We start from the raw sequence: 17,930 nt of genomic DNA on the forward strand, positions 1-17,930 counted from the left end.
CATGCTAATGCGTCTTATTTTACTCTTTACGATGGTACCCTTGGTAGAACTGGCTATTTTGTTTAAATTAAATCAATACATTGGACTGGGTTATACTTTGGGAATTGTCATCTTCACAGGGGTTCTGGGCGCTTATTTGGCCAAATCCCAAGGCAATCAAATCCTGTCTCGAATCAGACTGGAGATGGGGGAGGGAAGGATGCCAGGAGATGAATTAATCAATGGATTGTGCGTATTAATTGGAGGGGCCATGCTTCTTACCCCGGGGATTTTGACCGATACAGCAGGATTTATCCTCGTGATTCCAGCCACCAGACATGTGGTAAAAATATATATCAAGAATAAATTTAAAAAGATGATTGATGAAGGAAGGGTAAACTTCTACTTCCGATGGTAATGATAGGGGATGAGACGAAATGGAAAAAAGAATTTTAGGAAAGACGGGACTAGCAGTGTCCGTCATCGGTTTTGGAGGTATTCCGTTACAGCGGGTGGATCAGGAGATGGCAAGGAAAATGATCCAAAAGGCTTCTCAACTGGGCATCAATTTTATCGATTCTGCAAAAGGTTATACGGTTAGTGAAACGTTGATTGGACATGGGCGGAAAGGTGAACGAGAGAATTGGGTGATTGCTACAAAATCCATGGCAAGAAGCTATGACGCCATGAAAGCAGATGTGGCAAGTAGTTTAGGGAGCTTTCAGACTGACTATATAGACTTGTATCAACTGCATAACGTTCGAACGCAAGAACAATATGATGAAGTCATGGGAGAGAATGGAGCCTATAGAGCATTGTTAGAGGCGCAGCAGGAAGGAAAGATTGGACATATTGGTTTTACCACCCATGATGTCCATATGTTGGAGAAAGCCATAGAATCAGGATATTTTTCTACGGTTCAGTTTCCTTATAATATCGTTGAAAATCAAGGAGCAGCACTTTTCGAGAAGGCCAAGGCTGCAAATATTGGGGTTATCGTTATGAAGCCCATGGCAGGTGGTGCCATAGATCAGGGTAGCTTAGCTCTGAAATATATTGTAGAAAATCCTAATGTTACAACAGCGATTCCAGGAATGGATAGTCTGAATCAAATTGAAGAAAATGCTGCTGTAGGCAAGCAAAAGGAACCCCTTACCTCTGAAGAAAGAGAACAAATCCAGAAGATTGCCCTAGCATTAGGCGAGACTTTTTGCAGGAGATGTGGATACTGTGGGCCTTGTCCTCAAGGAATTGATATATCGACGCAGTTTCTTTTGGAAGGGTATTATTTAAGATATGACCTAAAGGATTGGGCGAAGGAGAGATATGTCGCCGTAGGAAAGAATGCAAGCGACTGTATCGAATGCGGCATGTGTGAACCTAAATGCCCTTATGATTTACCAATTCGTAAAATGCTGCAAAGAGTTAAGGAAAATTTGTCCTAGATTTGCAAAATTAACACAGATTTATTGGTATAAAGTTCTAAATTATGTATAATAATCTATAGTAGCTTTTGTTTAAAAGTGAAAGTGGTAACTGATTCTAATTTTCGTGGCACAAGAAATTTTGGTGCCATATTTTTTTGGAAAATTATCGAACCTCGATGAAGGTTTCATTGATGGGCGTAGGGATGGACGACCCTGTCCATCCGTTGAACGGCATGATTTGATGTATAAGAACGACACTTTGTTGATTCTAAACCTTATAATGTATAAAAAAGAGAAAGATGGTGATTCATCTTTCTCTTTTACATTACTGAACTTCTGGGTTGATAAATAAAGGCTTTTTCATACTATCAGCTAGATTCATATCTCCCAATGTATTTACAGGTTGACCTTCTACAAGGATTTGCACTTTGTTTACGACGATGATGCTGGTATAACTATAAACAATGGCATCTACCATCATTTTTTGTAAATCAGGGCGATCAATGTATACGCTCGTAAATTCTTTGGATAAATTCAATATCAGTTGATCCTCTGTTAAGGTATGGCTGACAAGATTCACTTTTTGAGGAATCGGTGCCATTAGACCCGCTACTTTTTGCCCGCCTACTTCACCAGTTCTTAATGCATGAAAGATATTTTCATAGATCATGTTTTGATCACTCAGGCTGACTGGAACAAGGAGTGTTCTGTTTTGCTGCTGATTTAACCCAAGGTATACCTTAGGATTGATATCGGCACTGAAAACTTCTCGCGTGCTCATACCGCCGAAAATATTATCAGATTCTTTTCCGTTTACTAAGAACTTTACCTTGTTAACACCAGGTATAGCTGTCATAGCATTGACAAAGCTCTTTACAGCAACTTTTCCAGCAGCATCTTGATTGAAACTCTCTAAGTCAGAGCCTAGATGAAGGATCGCAGTACCTTGACGGATTTGAATCTTACTCACACCAGGGATGGAGGATTGGAAGCCTAATACATCAGATCCTTTTCTCATTTGATCAATGGTAGCTCTCAGTGGCGCACGACTTGAAGTAACAAAGCGGGTTACAGGAACCATATACTGTGAGTTTTGAGAATCAGGGAAGAACAATGTTACTCCCATTTTTCCTTTGCCTGCTATATTGGTTGCAGGGATATAAGGAGAAATGGTAGAATAGGTTATGTTTAAAGCCAATGGCTCTAGCTGTTTTAGCTCTTGGGCGGTACCATAGATGCGGAAAACATAGCTTCCATCAGGTAACCCAAGCTTTTGTTGGGATAAATCCAACTGATACGCCGCTTGGTCTTCGATGTTGTTTTTATTTTCTGGAGCTGTTTGAACAAAATCAGAAGCCGATAATGTTTTTATCGTTTGGTTGTCCTGAAGAATCTCAAGGATCAGTAGATTATCTGATTCATAGGTTAGTGCTTGTGGTTTACTGCTTCGAATGTAAAACGAATAGCTAGAAGGGTTTTCTAGATCAAAAACTTCTGAATCGCCAGCATAGACAAGCTCAGCAGGAGAAACTTTGGTTGGCAGCTTAGGCCCTTGGAATTTTGGCATTTGGATTTTGGGCAATTTGAATGAAACATTCATATTTAAGCCATTTTTTTCGATAGGGATAGTTGTTGCCGTAACGCAAATAATACCTACAAGACAAAGATTTAATAGTGATCGAAGCATAAGATTCCTCCTTAAATTCAAAGCTTGTCCAAGATTTATTTTCTACTTTCATTATAAGGGATTTTTTTAAAAGGGAAAAGGGGACTAACTTCACATTTTTATCCAAATTCTAGGAAAATTTATTTTTCATATCAAGAGCAACCCTTTTCTGTTATACTGAGCGTCAGCGAAGGATCTAAAAATCAAGGAAATTATGAGGGGTATTCATACAGAGATTTATGCAAGGAGAGAAAAAAATGAAAAACAATATCGTTGAAAAGAACAAAATCTACGAAGTACATATAGATGATATCGGTCATAACGGCGAAGGGATTGGCCGCATTGAAGGGTTTACTGTATTTGTCCAAGGCGGTGTGCCGGGAGATGATCTGAGGGTAAAGATCGAATTGGTAAAGAAAAACTATGCCGTGGGAAAAATCATTAAGTTGGTAGCGCCATCACCCAGTAGAATCATCCCTGTCTGCCCTATCGCCGATACCTGTGGCGGATGCCAAACGCAGCACATCGATTACAAAGAGCAGCTGCGGTTAAAGACCAATACGGTAAAAGCCAACATTGAACGGATTGGGAAGTTGGAAGGGGTATTGATCCACGATACCTTGGGAATGGAAGAGCCTAGCCGATATAGAAACAAGGCACAATTTCCTGTGGGCAATCTAGACAATGAAGTGGCGATCGGATTCTACAAGAAGGGAACCCATGAGATCGTCAATACCTCCAGCTGTTACATTCAACATGAAGTCAACGACCGAATCGTAGAAGTCCTAAGAGAATATATGGAGCGATATAAGGTATCCGCCTTCGATGAGGAGAACGGTATGGGTTTGATCCGTCATATCCTTACGAAAGTAGGGTTTACCACCGGAGAGATCATGATCGTATTGATCACCAATAGAAGAAAAATTCCTCATCAGGAAGAACTCATTCAAGCATTGATTAGTGAAGTTCCCGAGATTAAGAGCATCGTCCAAAACATCAATATGAAAAAGACCAACCGAATACTAGGGGACGAATGTATTACCCTATTTGGTGATGATAAGATCGTAGATTATATAGGAAGCTTGAAGTTTCATATCTCCGCTCTATCTTTCTTCCAAGTAAATCCTATGCAGACCAAGGTATTGTATGAAAAGGCCCTGGAATATGCGGGGTTGACAGGAGAGGAGACTGTATTTGATGTATATTGCGGTATCGGCACCATTTCCCTATTTTTAGCTCAGAAGGCAAAAAAGGTCTATGGTATAGAAATCGTGGATGCCGCCATCGAGGATGCCAAGGAAAATGCAAGGATCAATGGCGTGGAGAATGCAGAATTCTTTGTAGGGAAGGCAGAAGAAGTGGTCCCACGGCTTTACAAAAAAGGAATTACTGCCGATGTAGTGGTGGTAGATCCACCTAGAAAAGGATGTGAAGAAGAGGTACTGGATACCATTGTGAAGATGAATCCCAAAAGAGTAGTCTATGTCTCCTGTAACCCAAGTACTTTGGCTAGGGATTTGAAGTATTTGGATGAAAGGGGCTACAGGACTGTAGAGGTACAGCCTGTAGATATGTTCCCTCACACCACACATTGCGAAGCGGTTGTGAAAATTGAGCGTGTCTGAAACCATTGCAGGTCAAGGATTTAGACGATTTTCTACCTTTATAATGATCATGTGACCTTTGAAACGATAAAATGATGTCATAACCTACAAACGAAGTGAAAACAAGCTCAGCTGAACTTTTCTCGATAAACTGGACACCATTGAGTTAGGTTTTTCTACCGTTTTCGGGCATGTAAACAATTTTTTGTATTTTCCTCGACCGGGCAATAATAATGGTCGGGTATCGTTCTTTTCGGGTTAACATAAAATGAAGATTGGTGAAACAAGTGTTGAAGGAGTAGAGACCTGTATCAACAGATACTGGCATCAAGCAGAAAGAATGGGCGTATTTTGAAGATGGGTGGCATCCCTCTGGTCGGTAAAGGATAATCAAGAGGAGGTTTATTTATGAAAATTCGACAACGATACACATGCCCACTTGAAATAGTACATGATTTTCTTAGAGGAAAATGGAAGACGATCATATTATATCAACTAAAACACGGACCTAAATCTTTAATTGAACTTGAAAAGTGCATTGTAGGGATTAATCAGAAAATGCTGATACAAGATTTAGCTGATTTAATTGAGTTTCAGGTAGTTAATAAAATAAAATATGAAGGTTACCCGTTAAAAGTTGAATATAGTCTTACAGCGGAAAGAGGACAAAGAATTATTGAAGCTATCAATATATTGCAATCTATAGGAAAAGAGTACATGAACGAAAATATAAGTCCGTGAATTTGATACTAACAAAAAAGTAGGTAATTCAAAAATGAATGAATAATTGGTACAATTTATTTGTTATACATACTATATGTTTCGTGCTAATGTTCTTTCAATATAAGCAATATAATCAAGCACGAAACTTGCATATTGAACGTGAATATAAGTATTATCTGTCGATGTAAATTCTCTATTACGTTCAATATAGATGCTTAATTAAAGGAGGACAGTTATGAAAAAGGCATTACTAATTATTGATGTTCAGAATGATTATTTTGATAATGGGGCTTATCCGTTATCTAATGCTAACATGGCAGCGAAAAACATTCAGGGTGTGCTGGGCAAGTTTAGAGCAGAAGGAGATTTAGTCGTATTCATTAAGCATATTAACATGAAAGAGAGTGCTACATTTTTTAAGCCAGAAACACTCGGTTCAGAGATTTATAAAGCAATTGAGCCAATTGAAGGAGAAACGGTTATTATCAAACACACTCCCAATAGTTTCAGAGATACGGAACTACATCAGTTTTTACGATTACAGAAAATTGAAGAATTAGTGATTGTAGGTATGATGACACAGCATTGCGTAGATACAACAGTTAGAGCAGCTTATGATTTAGGATATTCCAATATACTTCTTTATGATTGCTGTGCAACGAGAGACCTGGTTTTCAGCGGCGAAACTATAGCTGCAAATATAGTTCAATCCACTTTTATGGCTGCACTGAGTCGCGGTTTTTCAGATGTTATGAGTTCTACAGAATACTTGAGGAAAATTAAATGAAGACTAATAGTAATTATCAAAATAAGGTTAATGATTTAGTATCTCAGCTTCATGAAGGTTGCTTCCTTGTTAGCAATAATGAAAAGGAGATAAATGTAATGACCATAGGCTGTGCACTGATTGGATACATGTGGCAAATGCCTATGGCAATGGTACTTGTCAGAGGCACACGGCATACGAAAGAATTGCTTGAGAGTTCAGATGTTTTTACTATAAACATCCCAAAGAAATTTGAAATGCTAAGGGAGTTAGAAATATGTGGTAAAGCAAGTGGTCGTAAAGTAGACAAATTTGAGAAATGCAATTTCAAAACAGCTTCAACAGATTCTGGTGCAATATACATCACTGGATGTAAAACGGTGCTAGAATGTAATATCGTATATAAGCAGATTGTTACATCTTCAAATTTAAGAAGTGATATCCTTAATAATATTTATAGCAATGAGGATTACCACACTTTATACTTCGCAGAAATCACTAGAATTATTTAGGATGGGATTCAGGTTATTGAAAGCCACATGCTCATACCAAGTACCTGCGTATTGAGAAAGCGTTGGAGTGTAGAAATCTTGTAAATGAAAGTATTCTTAGTATAGGTAATTGGCTAGGATAATCATAGCCGTAGACAGTTATGATACTAACTATCTTTAATAGAAGTTGCATTAAAAAAGGTTTTTGCCAAATTTACACTACCGCCAAGGCACCACTAGGTCTTCACGACATCATTTTTGTCTACTCAAGGCACGTGGAAGCGATAGTTCTGATGACGTATTGTGGTTCGAAGGAGAAAAAGTAGGGTTTGACCACAAGATGTGTGGTTTTGAAGCAAAAAATGAGCAAAAAACCGGGTCGAAAAGTGCATTTTTTGATCCGGTTTTTTGGGGTGTTTTATAGATGACATAGGGCAAATTCGAAAAAATCGATGGTTTTGCGTTAGCTTTGAAGGCACAATTGAATATTGAATAAGTGAATAATTATGAGGCATAGTTTTTAGGCCAACTTAAATGACCTACAGACTCTGCCTCTTTTTTTATTTCAAGAAATCAGAAAGAGAGAAAGACGATGATGTCAGAATTTTTTATGTATGGCTCAGAGCTACAGGAGCTTGAGCAGTTGATGATGCTTATCTTCCTACTTGATTTGAATATGGTTAATCCAAAACCTCCAGATAAAACTCATAATTGAATATTATCTTTGATAAAACTCAGGAAAGAGGTTTTTAATTGTATTGGAAATAACATTGATGATAAGTTCTGTATCCTCATGAGAATCATAGCGCAGTAATGAACCGGAACCTGAAAAAATGAATTTTAGCTTGATTTCATTTTCGAGAGTTGCTGGTATTTGATTGCTTTCTAGAACTTTAGTGGCTAAGGCATTACAAAAGTAAAACTGTGCACTTTGACTGAATGAAGCATTATCTCTTGAAAAGAAAGGATCATTCTCAAATATAGACTTCTTAATAGAACGCATTACCAGGTTTCTGGAAAACTTATCTGGATTTGTAAAAAACAGATCCATAAAATCAATCTTGTCAACAATTTTTTTAAGATGTTCATTTAGGGCGTTCTGATATAAATCATAAATGTCTACGTAGTGTAAGTAAAAGGTTCCTTTATTAATCTCAGCTTTTTCTGATAATTCTGACACAGTGATCTTATCAATACTCTTTTTTTGAAGTAACTCTGTTAATGCATTATAGATTGCACGTTTCGTTTTCCTAACCCTTAAATCAGTTTTCTGACTATTATCTCTAGAAATATTTGATGTTTTAGTTATTTTATTCATTCTAGGCACTCCCCTAAAATACTTGAATGTATAAATAATCAACAAAATAAAGGATTCGTTGATTATTCGACGGAAGATAATTATCGTTCATTGAATAATCAACGAATATCTAATAAAATAGTAGCATCAAATATAGGAAATGTCAAACGAGCCATCCATAGCAAAAGAGCTGAACTGGCTAATATGAAACAGCATGAATCCATTCCTTCTACGACATGAGTTGGATTCATGATGAAAATATAAAATGCTCTCGCAAGAAGAGAAAGAAGGAGATTTTTTGTGGGAAATATTATTTTTTGCTTCTCCGGCACGGGAAACAGCCTTGCAGTGGCATGGGACATCGCGAAGAAACTCGGCGATACGAAAATTATCCTAATCGCGGATGCAATGAAAGAAGAGCACATCGACCTCCCATACGAGTGTGTAGGGTTTGCGTTTCCAGCTTACTTTAGCAGCTTGCCGCCGATCATCGAGCGGTTTGTCAGGAAACTGAATTTTAGCAAAACACAGTATGTTTTCGCTGTAATTACTGCCGGAGCCATGCACGGCGGGTCTTTTGACAGTTTAGGCAGGCTTATCGCGGAGCGCGGCGGTCGTCTGAAAGCAGGCTTTCCTGTCCGGATGCCGGGCAACTACATAGCTATGTATGGAGCTTGGCCTGCCCGACTCCAACGCTTTATGCTTAAAAAAGCAAAAAAGAAAGCGGAGCGGATTGCCCATAGTATAAAAGAAAAAGGTGCAATCCGTTCCAGTGAAGAAAACGCCAGGCCCCCAAAGCCTTCGTTAATCGAAAGAATGACCGGCTATGAAAAGTTTGCAAAAGACTACCATGTGACAGACAAATGTACGGGTTGCGAAACGTGCGTAAAGATATGCCCAATGCGCAACGTTACAATGGTTGAAGGCAGGCCACGGTTTGGTGAAAACTGTGAACGTTGTATGGCTTGTATACAGTGGTGCCCAGTGAAGGCGATTGAATACAAAAGCATAACTGAGAAACGAAAGCAGTACAGGCATCCGGATGTAAAAGCGTCGGATTTGTTCCCAAAGACGTAATGCATACTTGAAACTATCACAAAACGCGTGATTTAACGAGAAGGAGAGAATCTATCATGACACTTCAAAACGAGAACACCAACAAAATCAATGGGAGCCAAGCAGGCACGGTGAACCTGAGCGATCTCAATTTTTCAGGGCAACATTGGACATCCGTCAAGTTTAGCAAGAATATATTAATGGATGCCTTAGTGAAACATATCCTCGGACTGATGCAATACGGCATGTCGGACCTTGGAGAGGTTCTCGAAGTAGTGGGGCAGCTTAAAGCGAGTGACGAAGAGAGATGGATCAGGGCCTGGGGCGCCGTAGCCCAACGACTGCAAGATCGAGCTGAAAAGGCAGAAAGCACAGACAAACGGGTTACTGCCTCCACTGCATATCTTCGGGCATCGACTTACTGGCGTAGCTCCCTGATGTTCTTTAGCCAGCCCGATGATTCTCGTATGAAAGACTATGCACTTGCAAGTATAAAGTGCTATGAGAAGTACCTTGAATTGTCCGGTTACCCTGGAGAGTATATTGAGGTTCCTTATGAAAACAGTTTTCTTCCGGGACACTTCTACAGATCACCTGTTGCGGGAGACAATGCTCCGCTGCTCATCATCACACCGGGCCGGGACACCTTTGCCGAAGATACGCGTTGGGTTTACGATGGCGCCATCCGTCGAGGGATCCACTGCCTAATATATGATGGTCCCGGTCAAGGGTTTGCATTAAGGCTCAACAACATTCCATTTCGGCACGACTGGGAGAATGTAGTGGGATCAGTCGTCGACTTCGCGCTGAAAATTCCGGGGATAGATCCGTCAAGAATTGGTCTCATGGGTTTGAGTTTCGGAGGTTTTCTGGTTCCGCGGGTCGCGGCCTTCGAGAAACGGATCAAAGTATGCATCGCCGATTCGGGGAACCTCAGTTGGGGAGGTGCAATCATCGGTCACTTACAAAAAATCAGTCACTTACAACCCCATGAGCTCCCGTCGGAGGTGAGCAGTTTAGTGAGCGACTATGCGTGGAAACATGGTGTGCCGAATTCGGTTAAGGATGTGATCCAAGCTCTTCAAGCCTATGACAACACTTCTGTCGTAGACAAAATTACATGCCAGACACTCGTCATGGATGGAACGGCAGAAATTAACTATGGTGCGGCGCAAAAGTTCTATGATGCCCTAAAGTGCCCAAAGGACTACATGTTGTTTGATGAAACCACTACCGCACAGTCACATTGCCAAATGGGAGGTTACGCCACTGCGACAGAGTATTTGTTCGACTGGCTCGACGAACGGCTTTGATGGTAGATAAGTGGCAGGTAGTACGTCCGAGCAATGTCGGATCATATAGTGGGTGGGAAGCCCATCGGGTAAGGTTAACCAGCCGTCCGTAGTCAGCCTTGGAGCGCAGCAGGTAACTGCTGCGTTTAAGCGTAGGCAGACAAGATAGTAGGCCGAAAGCCGGAAGGTTGAAGTGATTGAGCCTCGAAATACTTAAGAAACAGGAAGGCTGATGCCGTTGCCTATGCAGAAAGCAACATTGCGACAATCGCTAAGGTGAGAATGTCATAACTTCCTCGGGGTCGAAGAACTCGGCATGCTATACATCGGTATGATACGGTAACTCGGGAGACCCTATTTGCTCTTCAAACATAAGTTTGGAGTACGTATAACAAGCGATACAAAGCAAGGAGTTTGAAAAGATGCAAAGCATGGTTAAGGGACGACCTAACAACATCAACGGTTGAGATAATGAAGAAATTAGCAGTAAAACTAAAAGGATACTACCGATACTATGGAGTTACAGATAACTCAATAATGATGGGTAAGTTCCTTGACGAAGTTAGAAGCATACTGTATAAGGCACTAAACAGGAAAAGCCAGAAGAAAGGCTTCAACTGGGACAAATATGTGCTATTTCTCAAGAAATACCCGCCGGCAAGACCTAAAACCACTGTAAACATCTACGAACTGCGACCGGAAATAAGCTATATTATGTGAATGATGATATGGGGAGCCGTGTGCGGTAATTGCGCAAGCGCGGTTCTGAGAGGAGCGCAACTGCAATGAAGGCAAGAGCCCACAAAGCGTTGCATTTACTCACCCGCCTGTTAATTTAGTGATAGACTAACAGGCATGCCTGCACTTATGAATCAAACTACCAGAAATCCCAATAATATATCAAGATTTTTTTCTGCTGCTTCCTTCAAACTGTATCTTGTTTCAGTGTAAAGCCAGGAGGCAAGCAGACCATAATTATTATTTATTAAAAGATCGGAAATATCTTTAGTTGAAAGCTTTTTTGTGATTTCGTTGTTTTCTTGCGCTTTTTCAACCAATTCGCAGATAATTTTAAAGTAAACATGACTGCTGAGCATTAATAGATTTTTATCCATAAAATCTATCGCGAATAATTTAGCGACAAAATCTTTGCCGAGCTGATCCTTTTTTTCCATTGCATATAGGGTAAGCATTTTTATTCTGTCAATATATATATGATTTGCCAGGCTATTATGATACTCAAGCAATTCTTCGTTATGTAAATGGACATATTCCACCAATATATCAACCTTGGATTTATAATAGTAGTAAAAGTTACCTACGGAAAAACCTGCACTCTTACAGATATCGCTAATGGAAACATTTTCATATCCTTGCGAGTTCATTAGTTTTATTGCCGTATCATATATACTTTTCTTTGCATTAAGCCCTTTTTCTGTTTTTGTCTTTTCCATACTATCCATGTACACTCCATTCACTATGATAAAAGAATTATAGCATATATGTTTAGTTTAGTGCTACATTGAGTTTGCTATTATTATATTGACTCGTTATATTCATAATGATAAAATTGAATCAGATTCAGTTTTTACGAATGCTGTAAATAATAGTTTCACTGTTTTGTATACGGAGGATGGGATTATGAAGGTTAAGGTATATGCACCGGGCTTTTGCAGTTTTAAATTCATTGACGAGGATGGTTACATGGAACTGGAGGAGAATTCTTCCGTAGAGGCTGTTTTCAACAAGCTGGAGATTCCTTCTGATCTCCTAACAATAATGGTTTTTACAGTAAATTACAATATGGTGGCAAAAGATGAATTATTGAAGGACGAAGATGTTGTCAGTTTTTTACCTATGATGGCGGGAGGCTGACACAGTAAGCAGTCAAAATTGCTTAGAAAACAGTAATGGCTTCATAAGGAAATGAAAGGGGATAGCGCATGAAAGGGTATACAGGAAAAATATTGTTTGTTAATCTCTCCAACGGAACAATGAAAGAGCATAAGCTGTCGGAAGAAGTATATGAAAATTATCTTTCAGGGGTCGGCCTGGGAGCGTATGTGCTTTATCATACAATACCGGCATACGCTGATCCTTTGGGGCCTGATAATGTTTTGGGCCTTGTGAGCGGTCTGCTTACGGGTACAGGCAGCGTTATGACAGGGAGGTGGATGGCTGTATGCAAGTCGCCTCTTACAGGCGGGTGGGGTGATGCCAACTGTGGAGGTACATTTTCACCCGCGATAAAACAATGTGGATATGATGGAATATTTTTTAAAGGCATATCCGAAAAACCGGTGTATTTATATGTTGATAATAAAGGGCCTCAAATAAAGGATGCATCACATGTTTGGGGTAAGGATACCGTTGAAGCGGAAGAAATACTGGAAAAAGAAAACTGGGTAAGGAAAAAGCCCTGTATTGCATTAATTGGACAAGCAGGGGAGAATTGCTCACTTATTTCGGGTATTGTAAATGACAGGGGAAGAATCGCTGCCAGGTCAGGCGTTGGTGCCGTAATGGGATCAAAAAGGTTGAAAGCGGTTGTGTTGGCTGGCTCCAAAGCTATATCCTGCGAAGACCCCCAGGGAATAAGAAGCATTAGTAAAGAGTATTCAGAAAAAGTTCGGAAACAAAACATGCCCGGAATAATAGGGGGCAGTGTTTTACCAATGATGGGAAAAGTAGTGATGGGTGGAAAAAATGTCTCAGCTGTGGATGGCATAATGTCCGCAATGATGATGAAACGATGGGGCACTCCGGTCAACAATACGATGGGTGTGGTATCGGGAGACTCCCCTTTGAAGAACTGGGCAGGTTCTGTAGAAGACTATGACAAATCCTATTATAAGAATTTGAATCCGGATAATATAATAAACCGCGAATTTCAAAAATATCACTGCTATTCATGTGTTGTTGGCTGCGGAGGAATATGCAATATAGATGACATCGGAGACGGTAAAATGAAGCATACCCATAAGCCTGAATATGAGACCTGCTGCGCTTTTGGCGGACTGCTGATGAATAAGGACCTCAACATGATATTCTACATAAATGAAATTTTAAACAGGGCCGGTATGGACAGTATTTCTGCCGGGGCAACTGCGGCATTTGCCATAGAATGTTATGAGAACGGGATTCTGGCAAAAACTGATACGGATGGGTTAGAGCTTACCTGGGGTAATTCGGAAGCAATAATAAAACTGATAGAGAAAATGATAGCGAGGGAAGGCCTTGGAAATATCCTGGCAGATGGGGTAAAGGTCGCATCCGCCAAAATAGGAAAAGGCTCGCAGAGGTATGCTGTCCATGCGGGCGGGCAGGAGCCAGGTATGCATGATTCAAGGTTTGACCCTATGCTGGGAGTACATTACAGTGTGGAGCCAACCCCGGGCAGGCATACAATCGGCAGCAGTCAGGCCTATAATATTTATCAGCTGTGGCAAAAAGTTACATGGGCGCCGAAGGTAATAAAATACCCTAAAGACGAAGAATATGTACCCTCTGATGAGGAAGCATTGAAAGCTGTAGCAAATTCCTGCTACAAACAGCTTTATGACGGATCTGGAGGTTGCTACTTCGCAGCAGCAATGGGTGTTCAGCACTGGAAGCTTTTTGAAATGCTGAATGCCGTAACGGGCTGGAACAAGAGTCCTGACGAATACATGGAAATAGGCAAAAGGATGCAGTCCCTCAGGCAGAGCTTTAATATAAAGCATGGAGTAGACCCGAAAAGCTATAAAATGGCAGACAGGATGGCTGGTATACCACCGTTGAAGGCTGGGCCTTTGAAGGGCAGAACGGTATTGATAGACGATATGATGAGGCTTTATTGGAAGAACATGGGGTGGGATGAGGCTACTGGTGTACCGCTTACGAATCCCGAAGACGGTAAGGTAAGTTTGTATGAGGGAGGGTTTTAGATGGCGAAAGGGAAACCGGTAATAGAGTACAAAAATTGTATGGCTTGCGGTTGCTGTGTTCAGGCATGCCCGTTCAGTATCCTTCGTTTGGAAAAAATAAAGCTGGATAAGTATAATAAAGCCTATCCTGAACTGGTAAAAGCAGAAGAGTGTACCGGATGCGGATTATGCTCCAAAGCATGTCCTGTGGAATGTGTTGAGATCTTACAATTCTAAATAACAGGGGGGAATAAAATGAAGCAATGGATCAATTATTTTCTTAACATAATCCTATGGATCATTTCAGTGATCCTATGGGTAACCGGTTTCCCGTATTTATGCTGGTTTCTACTTGGATTGCACTTTGTTGAACTCGTTGTTGTAGGTTGGAGAACAGGCAGGACTTTTGGTGTGCCACCGTTGGTAAGTGTTATTATGTGTATGATATACGGGTATAACTGGTGGCTTCCGTTGCGCAAGAAGATCAAAGAAGATACACTTACCGATGTCGATTTTTATGAGGGGGTATAGAAGATGAAAAATGCTGTAGTGGTCACACCGGCAAAAAAGCTCAATTATATGCATAATTATGTGGTATTGCCTTACGATTACGGTCGGGCGCCCTATTTCAACAGGCTGGATGTGAAAGCAATTCGTGAAGCAGTATATCAAAGCCTGGATACCCTGGATAGAAGCACCGGTTTCAAAGCCCGGTTCACCGGAAAAAAGGTTCTGGTAAAACCCAATTTGGTGGGTGTAATGAGAAAAGCTTGCTACAGTTTGGGCTATGATATTCCGCAAACTACCGATCCGCGTGTATTTGAGGCTGTTATATCCTACCTTTCGGAATTGAATTGCGATATCACAATTGGCGAGGGCAGTGGCGGTGGAATGACAAGAGCTTACTTTAAGGAAACGGGATATGACAGGATTGCCAGGCATTATGGCACAAAAATAATCCCCTTTGAGGAACAACCAATCGACCGGTATTATATTTCGAAAGCAGAGGTTCAAAAAGAGGTCTTTATACCTCGTATCATAAGCGAAGTGGTGCATGGTAAAATGTTATATGTTTCCGTGCCTAAAATGAAAACAAACCTTTATACCGAAGTAACCCTCGGGTTCAAGAATGCAATGGGTACTTTGGCGCAGAATATGAGGTACCGTAATCATACATGGCAGATCAACAAAAAGCTGACAGACCTGCTGTATCTTTTTAGACCGGATTTGACTGTTATTGACGGCATTATCGGCGGAGAGGGCCTGACCCCGGGTCCGGTAGATCCCGTAAAGGTGGGTACGATTGTCACTGGAACAAACAGTGTTGAAGTAGACCGTGTTGTTACCCGGATGATGGGATTTGATCCTGAAAAGAATGAGTTGATGATTGAAGCTGTTAAAAGGGGCTTCGGTGATCCAAATGTTGAGATTATCGGAGTACAAAAAATTACAAAGTTTAGGTCGGCTGACTGCAGCCTTCTTAGTGACCGTTTCAAAAATAACTGGCCCAATATAAAAATGTATATTGGCCACACCAACAGTCGGGCGCCCAGGGTTTGCGACATACATTCCGTTTCACCTGAGATGGTTGTACAGATAGAACAAAGCTGTCGAGGCGGATGCTTGGCAACGCTGGCCATGAATTTTGAAATGTTCCTCAGGGCAAAAAATGCCAATACACAGTTTAGTCTGGGAGTAGTAATTGGGGACGGGGTAGAATCCAACGGTAAAAGGTTTTGGTTTGATTCAACGGGAAAACCTTATGATATAGATGACTTGAAAAAACTGAATTGTAAAAAGATATGCGTCGGCTCATGTTCACACAGGGCTGCAGGAGCCTGTGATATTTTTACAAATACCTGTGGCAATGTCAGCGAGCTTACCACCAAGCTATTGAAATTAACGAAGCTGCCTTTGCCTGTGCTGTCTATGGAAAATGAAGGTTTGCCGCTGATAATCGTCGGAATGATCCAAAAATATTTTGCAGTGCGGAAAATTGTAAAAGCAGGGGATGTTGTGGATATTCCAATGGATGCATTTAGTGATAAAATATTTGAGCCGGAATATATTTCAGAGGAAGACAAGAAAAAAGACTGGATTTATATACCTATGAAGCATACACCGGAACAAATCAAAAATAATCTGAAAAATATAAAGGCAATACCGCTTTAAGATGATGTAATAAGCCAGTTAGTATCCCCTAGAATTTGATTTATATAATTCAGATCTTTATCCGTAAGGCTTGAATGCATGATATAAATGTCAAAACTCTCTTCGGGATTATTGACCAGAAGAGAGTTCAACATGACTCTCAAGGGTTTGATATAATTTGAATTTAAAGTAACAAGTATGTTCATGTATATATCTCCATTAACATTGCTGATATTTGAATTACGCACTTATACTTTGATTGTGATTAGGATCTGAAGCAGGTTGTTTACTGTCATGCTTTATAATATATTTTGATATCAGGTTTATCTTGCCGCGCTGGTGATAGTATCCAAGCACAGCAAATGATAAAGCTCCAAGACCATCTAAAATCAGATTCTTCATCGTATCATCAAGGCCTGTCCGCTGCATATTGAAGCCGAAAAATGAGTCCATTGAAAATTCATAGATTTCCAAAAGGTACCTGCGGACAGTGCAAAGCAAAAAGAAAAAAGTGCAACAAATTTGGGAGATAAGTGTATGTTTATGTTGTTGTTTCCGTTTAAATAACTTACCAAAGCATACCCGATGTTTCCGAGAATAAGACCTGAAAAGTTGTGAAGCATGGTATCCCACCACCAGAACCTATCATAAAATGAATTCAACTCACCAAGAAATAACGCTGCATAAATAAAAAGTACGACAACGATGTCAAATTCACTTGGGAAATCAAGTTTAAGTTTCTTTTCAGATATGGATGGCAACAACATGACTAACAATGTTAGTATAGACATGACGAGATAAGTCCAGTTTTTATTTATAACAGCTACTGCAGCGGCTATAATTATGGATAGCCGGACAATTATAAACACAATAGCCTTTGTCCTGTCAATTCTTTTCAAAAAAGACGCTCCTTTCAAAATGCATTTTGAATAAGCCGCACTCTGAAGATTTTTTAGTCTTTGCTTCTGCCCTGTTAGCGGATATGCTGCTGTAAGGTCTGCCCGAGAGATCACCTATACAATTACGATGGTTGCATAATAGGCCCCATAATGATATGTAATTATCCTTTAAACTGGAGGAGCATACTCTTAAGCTTTTCCAGTTTATGAGCGATTTCATCTATCTCCTTTTGTGTGTTTTTTTCAAGCAATTGCTGGAAGTATTCCTCCAGATTCAAGTCAAACTCGTTCTTGATTTCATTAACTTTGTCAGTAAGCTTTACATTAACCACCCTTCTATCCTTTGTATTTCTTGACCTTTCCACATATCCGGCTTTCTCAAGCCTGTCAATTATACCGGAAACATTGCTATCAGGCAGACCTATGCTAGAAGCTATTTCACTTATCCGCAATTCAAGATGGTTATACAGCAAAGACAATACAAGGATTTGCGAAGAGGTAAGCGACCATTTGGAAAAGTACGATTCCAGATTTCTATTAAAAATCGTTTGCAATTCATTTAAAAGGTCGAATATTTGGCGTCCAGTGGCGTTTTTCACAAAATCAACTCCCTTTATCTATTGACACGATACATTTATAATAGTAATATTTACAATAATAAGTATATTATATCA

The 17,930-nt window shown here is 40.2% G+C and carries 20 protein-coding genes; 14 read left to right on the plus strand and 6 right to left on the minus strand.

Annotated elements, in window-relative coordinates:
• The first annotated feature begins 1 nt into the window (after position 1).
• Positions 2-397, plus strand: coding sequence for an FxsA family protein (locus tag HNQ80_RS09455; protein WP_184310399.1), 396 nt, complete (start codon positions 2-4; stop codon positions 395-397).
• Between the two features lie 19 nt (positions 398-416).
• The gene (locus HNQ80_RS09460; RefSeq protein WP_184310400.1) at positions 417-1,424 is read left to right on the plus strand and encodes an aldo/keto reductase; all 1,008 of its coding nucleotides are present in this window, start codon (positions 417-419) and stop codon (positions 1,422-1,424) included.
• A 307-nt stretch (positions 1,425-1,731) separates the two neighbouring features.
• Here the strand turns inward: HNQ80_RS09460 and HNQ80_RS09465 are convergent, their stop codons facing one another.
• Positions 1,732-3,093, minus strand: coding sequence for a GerMN domain-containing protein (locus tag HNQ80_RS09465; RefSeq protein WP_184310401.1), 1,362 nt, complete (start codon positions 3,091-3,093; stop codon positions 1,732-1,734).
• Positions 3,094-3,341: 248 nt separating this feature from the next.
• Here HNQ80_RS09465 and rlmD point away from each other — a divergent pair, with 248 nt between their 5' ends.
• The 4 genes from rlmD to HNQ80_RS09485 all read left to right on the plus strand — a co-directional run bounded on the left by rlmD (position 3,342) and on the right by HNQ80_RS09485 (position 6,677).
• A complete protein-coding gene (gene rlmD, locus HNQ80_RS09470) occupies positions 3,342-4,697 on the plus strand; it encodes a 23S rRNA (uracil(1939)-C(5))-methyltransferase RlmD (protein WP_184310446.1) in 1,356 nt (451 codons plus the stop codon).
• 387 nt (positions 4,698-5,084) lie between these two features.
• Positions 5,085-5,417 carry a winged helix-turn-helix transcriptional regulator gene (locus tag HNQ80_RS09475; protein ID WP_184310402.1) on the plus strand — a complete coding sequence of 111 codons (333 nt, stop codon included), beginning with the start codon at positions 5,085-5,087 and terminating at the stop codon, positions 5,415-5,417.
• Positions 5,418-5,634: 217 nt separating this feature from the next.
• Entirely contained in the window at positions 5,635-6,186 is a 552-nt protein-coding gene (locus HNQ80_RS09480; protein WP_184310403.1) for a cysteine hydrolase family protein, read from the plus strand.
• A complete protein-coding gene (locus tag HNQ80_RS09485) occupies positions 6,183-6,677 on the plus strand; it encodes a flavin reductase family protein (RefSeq protein ID WP_184310404.1) in 495 nt (164 codons plus the stop codon). Before HNQ80_RS09480 ends, HNQ80_RS09485 begins: the two co-directional genes overlap by 4 nt.
• 697 nt (positions 6,678-7,374) lie before the next feature.
• Here the strand turns inward: HNQ80_RS09485 and HNQ80_RS09490 are convergent.
• Positions 7,375-7,974: a TetR/AcrR family transcriptional regulator gene (locus HNQ80_RS09490; RefSeq protein ID WP_184310405.1), complete on the minus strand. Its 600-nt coding sequence runs from the start codon at positions 7,972-7,974 to the stop codon at positions 7,375-7,377.
• Between the two features lie 279 nt (positions 7,975-8,253).
• On the opposite strand from HNQ80_RS09490, the gene HNQ80_RS09495 reads away from it, so the two are divergent.
• The 3 genes from HNQ80_RS09495 (at position 8,254) to HNQ80_RS09505 (ending at position 11,021) form a co-directional block, all read left to right on the plus strand.
• Positions 8,254-9,030: an EFR1 family ferrodoxin gene (locus HNQ80_RS09495; protein WP_184310406.1), complete on the plus strand. Its 777-nt coding sequence runs from the start codon at positions 8,254-8,256 to the stop codon at positions 9,028-9,030.
• A 56-nt stretch (positions 9,031-9,086) separates the two neighbouring features.
• Positions 9,087-10,322: an alpha/beta hydrolase family protein gene (locus HNQ80_RS09500; RefSeq protein WP_184310407.1), complete on the plus strand. Its 1,236-nt coding sequence runs from the start codon at positions 9,087-9,089 to the stop codon at positions 10,320-10,322.
• Positions 10,323-10,715: 393 nt separating this feature from the next.
• Positions 10,716-11,021, plus strand: coding sequence for a group II intron maturase-specific domain-containing protein (locus tag HNQ80_RS09505; RefSeq protein ID WP_184310408.1), 306 nt, complete (start codon positions 10,716-10,718; stop codon positions 11,019-11,021).
• Between the two features lie 152 nt (positions 11,022-11,173).
• Here the strand turns inward: HNQ80_RS09505 and HNQ80_RS09510 are convergent, their stop codons facing one another.
• Complete coding sequence (locus tag HNQ80_RS09510; protein WP_207726940.1) at positions 11,174-11,755, minus strand: TetR/AcrR family transcriptional regulator; 582 nt, start codon at positions 11,753-11,755, stop codon at positions 11,174-11,176.
• Positions 11,756-11,942: 187 nt separating this feature from the next.
• On the opposite strand from HNQ80_RS09510, the gene HNQ80_RS09515 reads away from it, so the two are divergent.
• The 5 genes from HNQ80_RS09515 to HNQ80_RS09535 all read left to right on the plus strand — a co-directional run bounded on the left by HNQ80_RS09515 (position 11,943) and on the right by HNQ80_RS09535 (position 16,378).
• Positions 11,943-12,176, plus strand: a complete 234-nt coding sequence (locus HNQ80_RS09515) for a MoaD/ThiS family protein (protein WP_184310410.1) — start codon at positions 11,943-11,945, stop codon at positions 12,174-12,176.
• 68 nt (positions 12,177-12,244) lie between these two features.
• Positions 12,245-14,227: an aldehyde ferredoxin oxidoreductase family protein gene (locus HNQ80_RS09520; protein WP_184310411.1), complete on the plus strand. Its 1,983-nt coding sequence runs from the start codon at positions 12,245-12,247 to the stop codon at positions 14,225-14,227.
• Entirely contained in the window at positions 14,228-14,443 is a 216-nt protein-coding gene (locus HNQ80_RS09525; protein WP_184310412.1) for a 4Fe-4S binding protein, read from the plus strand.
• 18 nt (positions 14,444-14,461) lie between these two features.
• Complete coding sequence (locus HNQ80_RS09530) at positions 14,462-14,737, plus strand: hypothetical protein (protein WP_184310413.1); 276 nt, start codon at positions 14,462-14,464, stop codon at positions 14,735-14,737.
• Positions 14,738-14,740: 3 nt separating this feature from the next.
• The gene (locus tag HNQ80_RS09535) at positions 14,741-16,378 is read left to right on the plus strand and encodes a DUF362 domain-containing protein (protein WP_184310414.1); all 1,638 of its coding nucleotides are present in this window, start codon (positions 14,741-14,743) and stop codon (positions 16,376-16,378) included.
• Positions 16,379-16,597: 219 nt separating this feature from the next.
• Here HNQ80_RS09535 and HNQ80_RS25585 read toward each other — a convergent pair whose 3' ends face one another.
• The 3 genes from HNQ80_RS25585 to HNQ80_RS09545 all read right to left on the minus strand — a co-directional run bounded on the left by HNQ80_RS25585 (position 16,598) and on the right by HNQ80_RS09545 (position 17,855).
• Positions 16,598-16,759 (minus strand): hypothetical protein, encoded by a 162-nt coding sequence (locus tag HNQ80_RS25585; protein ID WP_207726941.1) that lies wholly within the window; start codon positions 16,757-16,759, stop codon positions 16,598-16,600.
• Entirely contained in the window at positions 16,756-17,256 is a 501-nt protein-coding gene (locus HNQ80_RS09540; protein ID WP_184310415.1) for a hypothetical protein, read from the minus strand. The genes HNQ80_RS25585 and HNQ80_RS09540 overlap by 4 nt, the downstream gene beginning before the upstream one ends.
• Positions 17,257-17,417: 161 nt before the next feature.
• Positions 17,418-17,855: a MarR family winged helix-turn-helix transcriptional regulator gene (locus tag HNQ80_RS09545; protein ID WP_184310416.1), complete on the minus strand. Its 438-nt coding sequence runs from the start codon at positions 17,853-17,855 to the stop codon at positions 17,418-17,420.
• Positions 17,856-17,930: the final 75 nt, after the last annotated feature.

Origin of the sequence: Anaerosolibacter carboniphilus, assembly GCF_014205875.1 — a bacterium.
GTDB classification, from domain to species: Bacteria; Bacillota; Clostridia; order Peptostreptococcales; family Thermotaleaceae; genus Anaerosolibacter; species Anaerosolibacter carboniphilus.

Excerpts from the sequence above, each read along its gene's own strand:
- HNQ80_RS09455 (WP_184310399.1), top strand. The coding sequence starts at position 2 with ATGCTAATGCGTCTTATTTTACTCTTTACGATGGTACCCTTGGTAGAA.
- HNQ80_RS09460 (WP_184310400.1), top strand. The coding sequence starts at position 417 with ATGGAAAAAAGAATTTTAGGAAAGACGGGACTAGCAGTGTCCGTCATC.
- HNQ80_RS09465 (WP_184310401.1), bottom strand. The coding sequence starts at position 3,093 with ATGCTTCGATCACTATTAAATCTTTGTCTTGTAGGTATTATTTGCGTT.
- HNQ80_RS09475 (WP_184310402.1), top strand. The coding sequence starts at position 5,085 with ATGAAAATTCGACAACGATACACATGCCCACTTGAAATAGTACATGAT.
- HNQ80_RS09480 (WP_184310403.1), top strand. The coding sequence starts at position 5,635 with ATGAAAAAGGCATTACTAATTATTGATGTTCAGAATGATTATTTTGAT.
- HNQ80_RS09485 (WP_184310404.1), top strand. The coding sequence starts at position 6,183 with ATGAAGACTAATAGTAATTATCAAAATAAGGTTAATGATTTAGTATCT.
- HNQ80_RS09490 (WP_184310405.1), bottom strand. The coding sequence starts at position 7,974 with ATGAATAAAATAACTAAAACATCAAATATTTCTAGAGATAATAGTCAG.
- HNQ80_RS09500 (WP_184310407.1), top strand. The coding sequence starts at position 9,087 with ATGACACTTCAAAACGAGAACACCAACAAAATCAATGGGAGCCAAGCA.
- HNQ80_RS09510 (WP_207726940.1), bottom strand. The coding sequence starts at position 11,755 with ATGGAAAAGACAAAAACAGAAAAAGGGCTTAATGCAAAGAAAAGTATA.
- HNQ80_RS09515 (WP_184310410.1), top strand. The coding sequence starts at position 11,943 with ATGAAGGTTAAGGTATATGCACCGGGCTTTTGCAGTTTTAAATTCATT.
- HNQ80_RS09520 (WP_184310411.1), top strand. The coding sequence starts at position 12,245 with ATGAAAGGGTATACAGGAAAAATATTGTTTGTTAATCTCTCCAACGGA.
- HNQ80_RS09525 (WP_184310412.1), top strand. The coding sequence starts at position 14,228 with ATGGCGAAAGGGAAACCGGTAATAGAGTACAAAAATTGTATGGCTTGC.
- HNQ80_RS09530 (WP_184310413.1), top strand. The coding sequence starts at position 14,462 with ATGAAGCAATGGATCAATTATTTTCTTAACATAATCCTATGGATCATT.
- HNQ80_RS09535 (WP_184310414.1), top strand. The coding sequence starts at position 14,741 with ATGAAAAATGCTGTAGTGGTCACACCGGCAAAAAAGCTCAATTATATG.
- HNQ80_RS25585 (WP_207726941.1), bottom strand. The coding sequence starts at position 16,759 with ATGAAGAATCTGATTTTAGATGGTCTTGGAGCTTTATCATTTGCTGTG.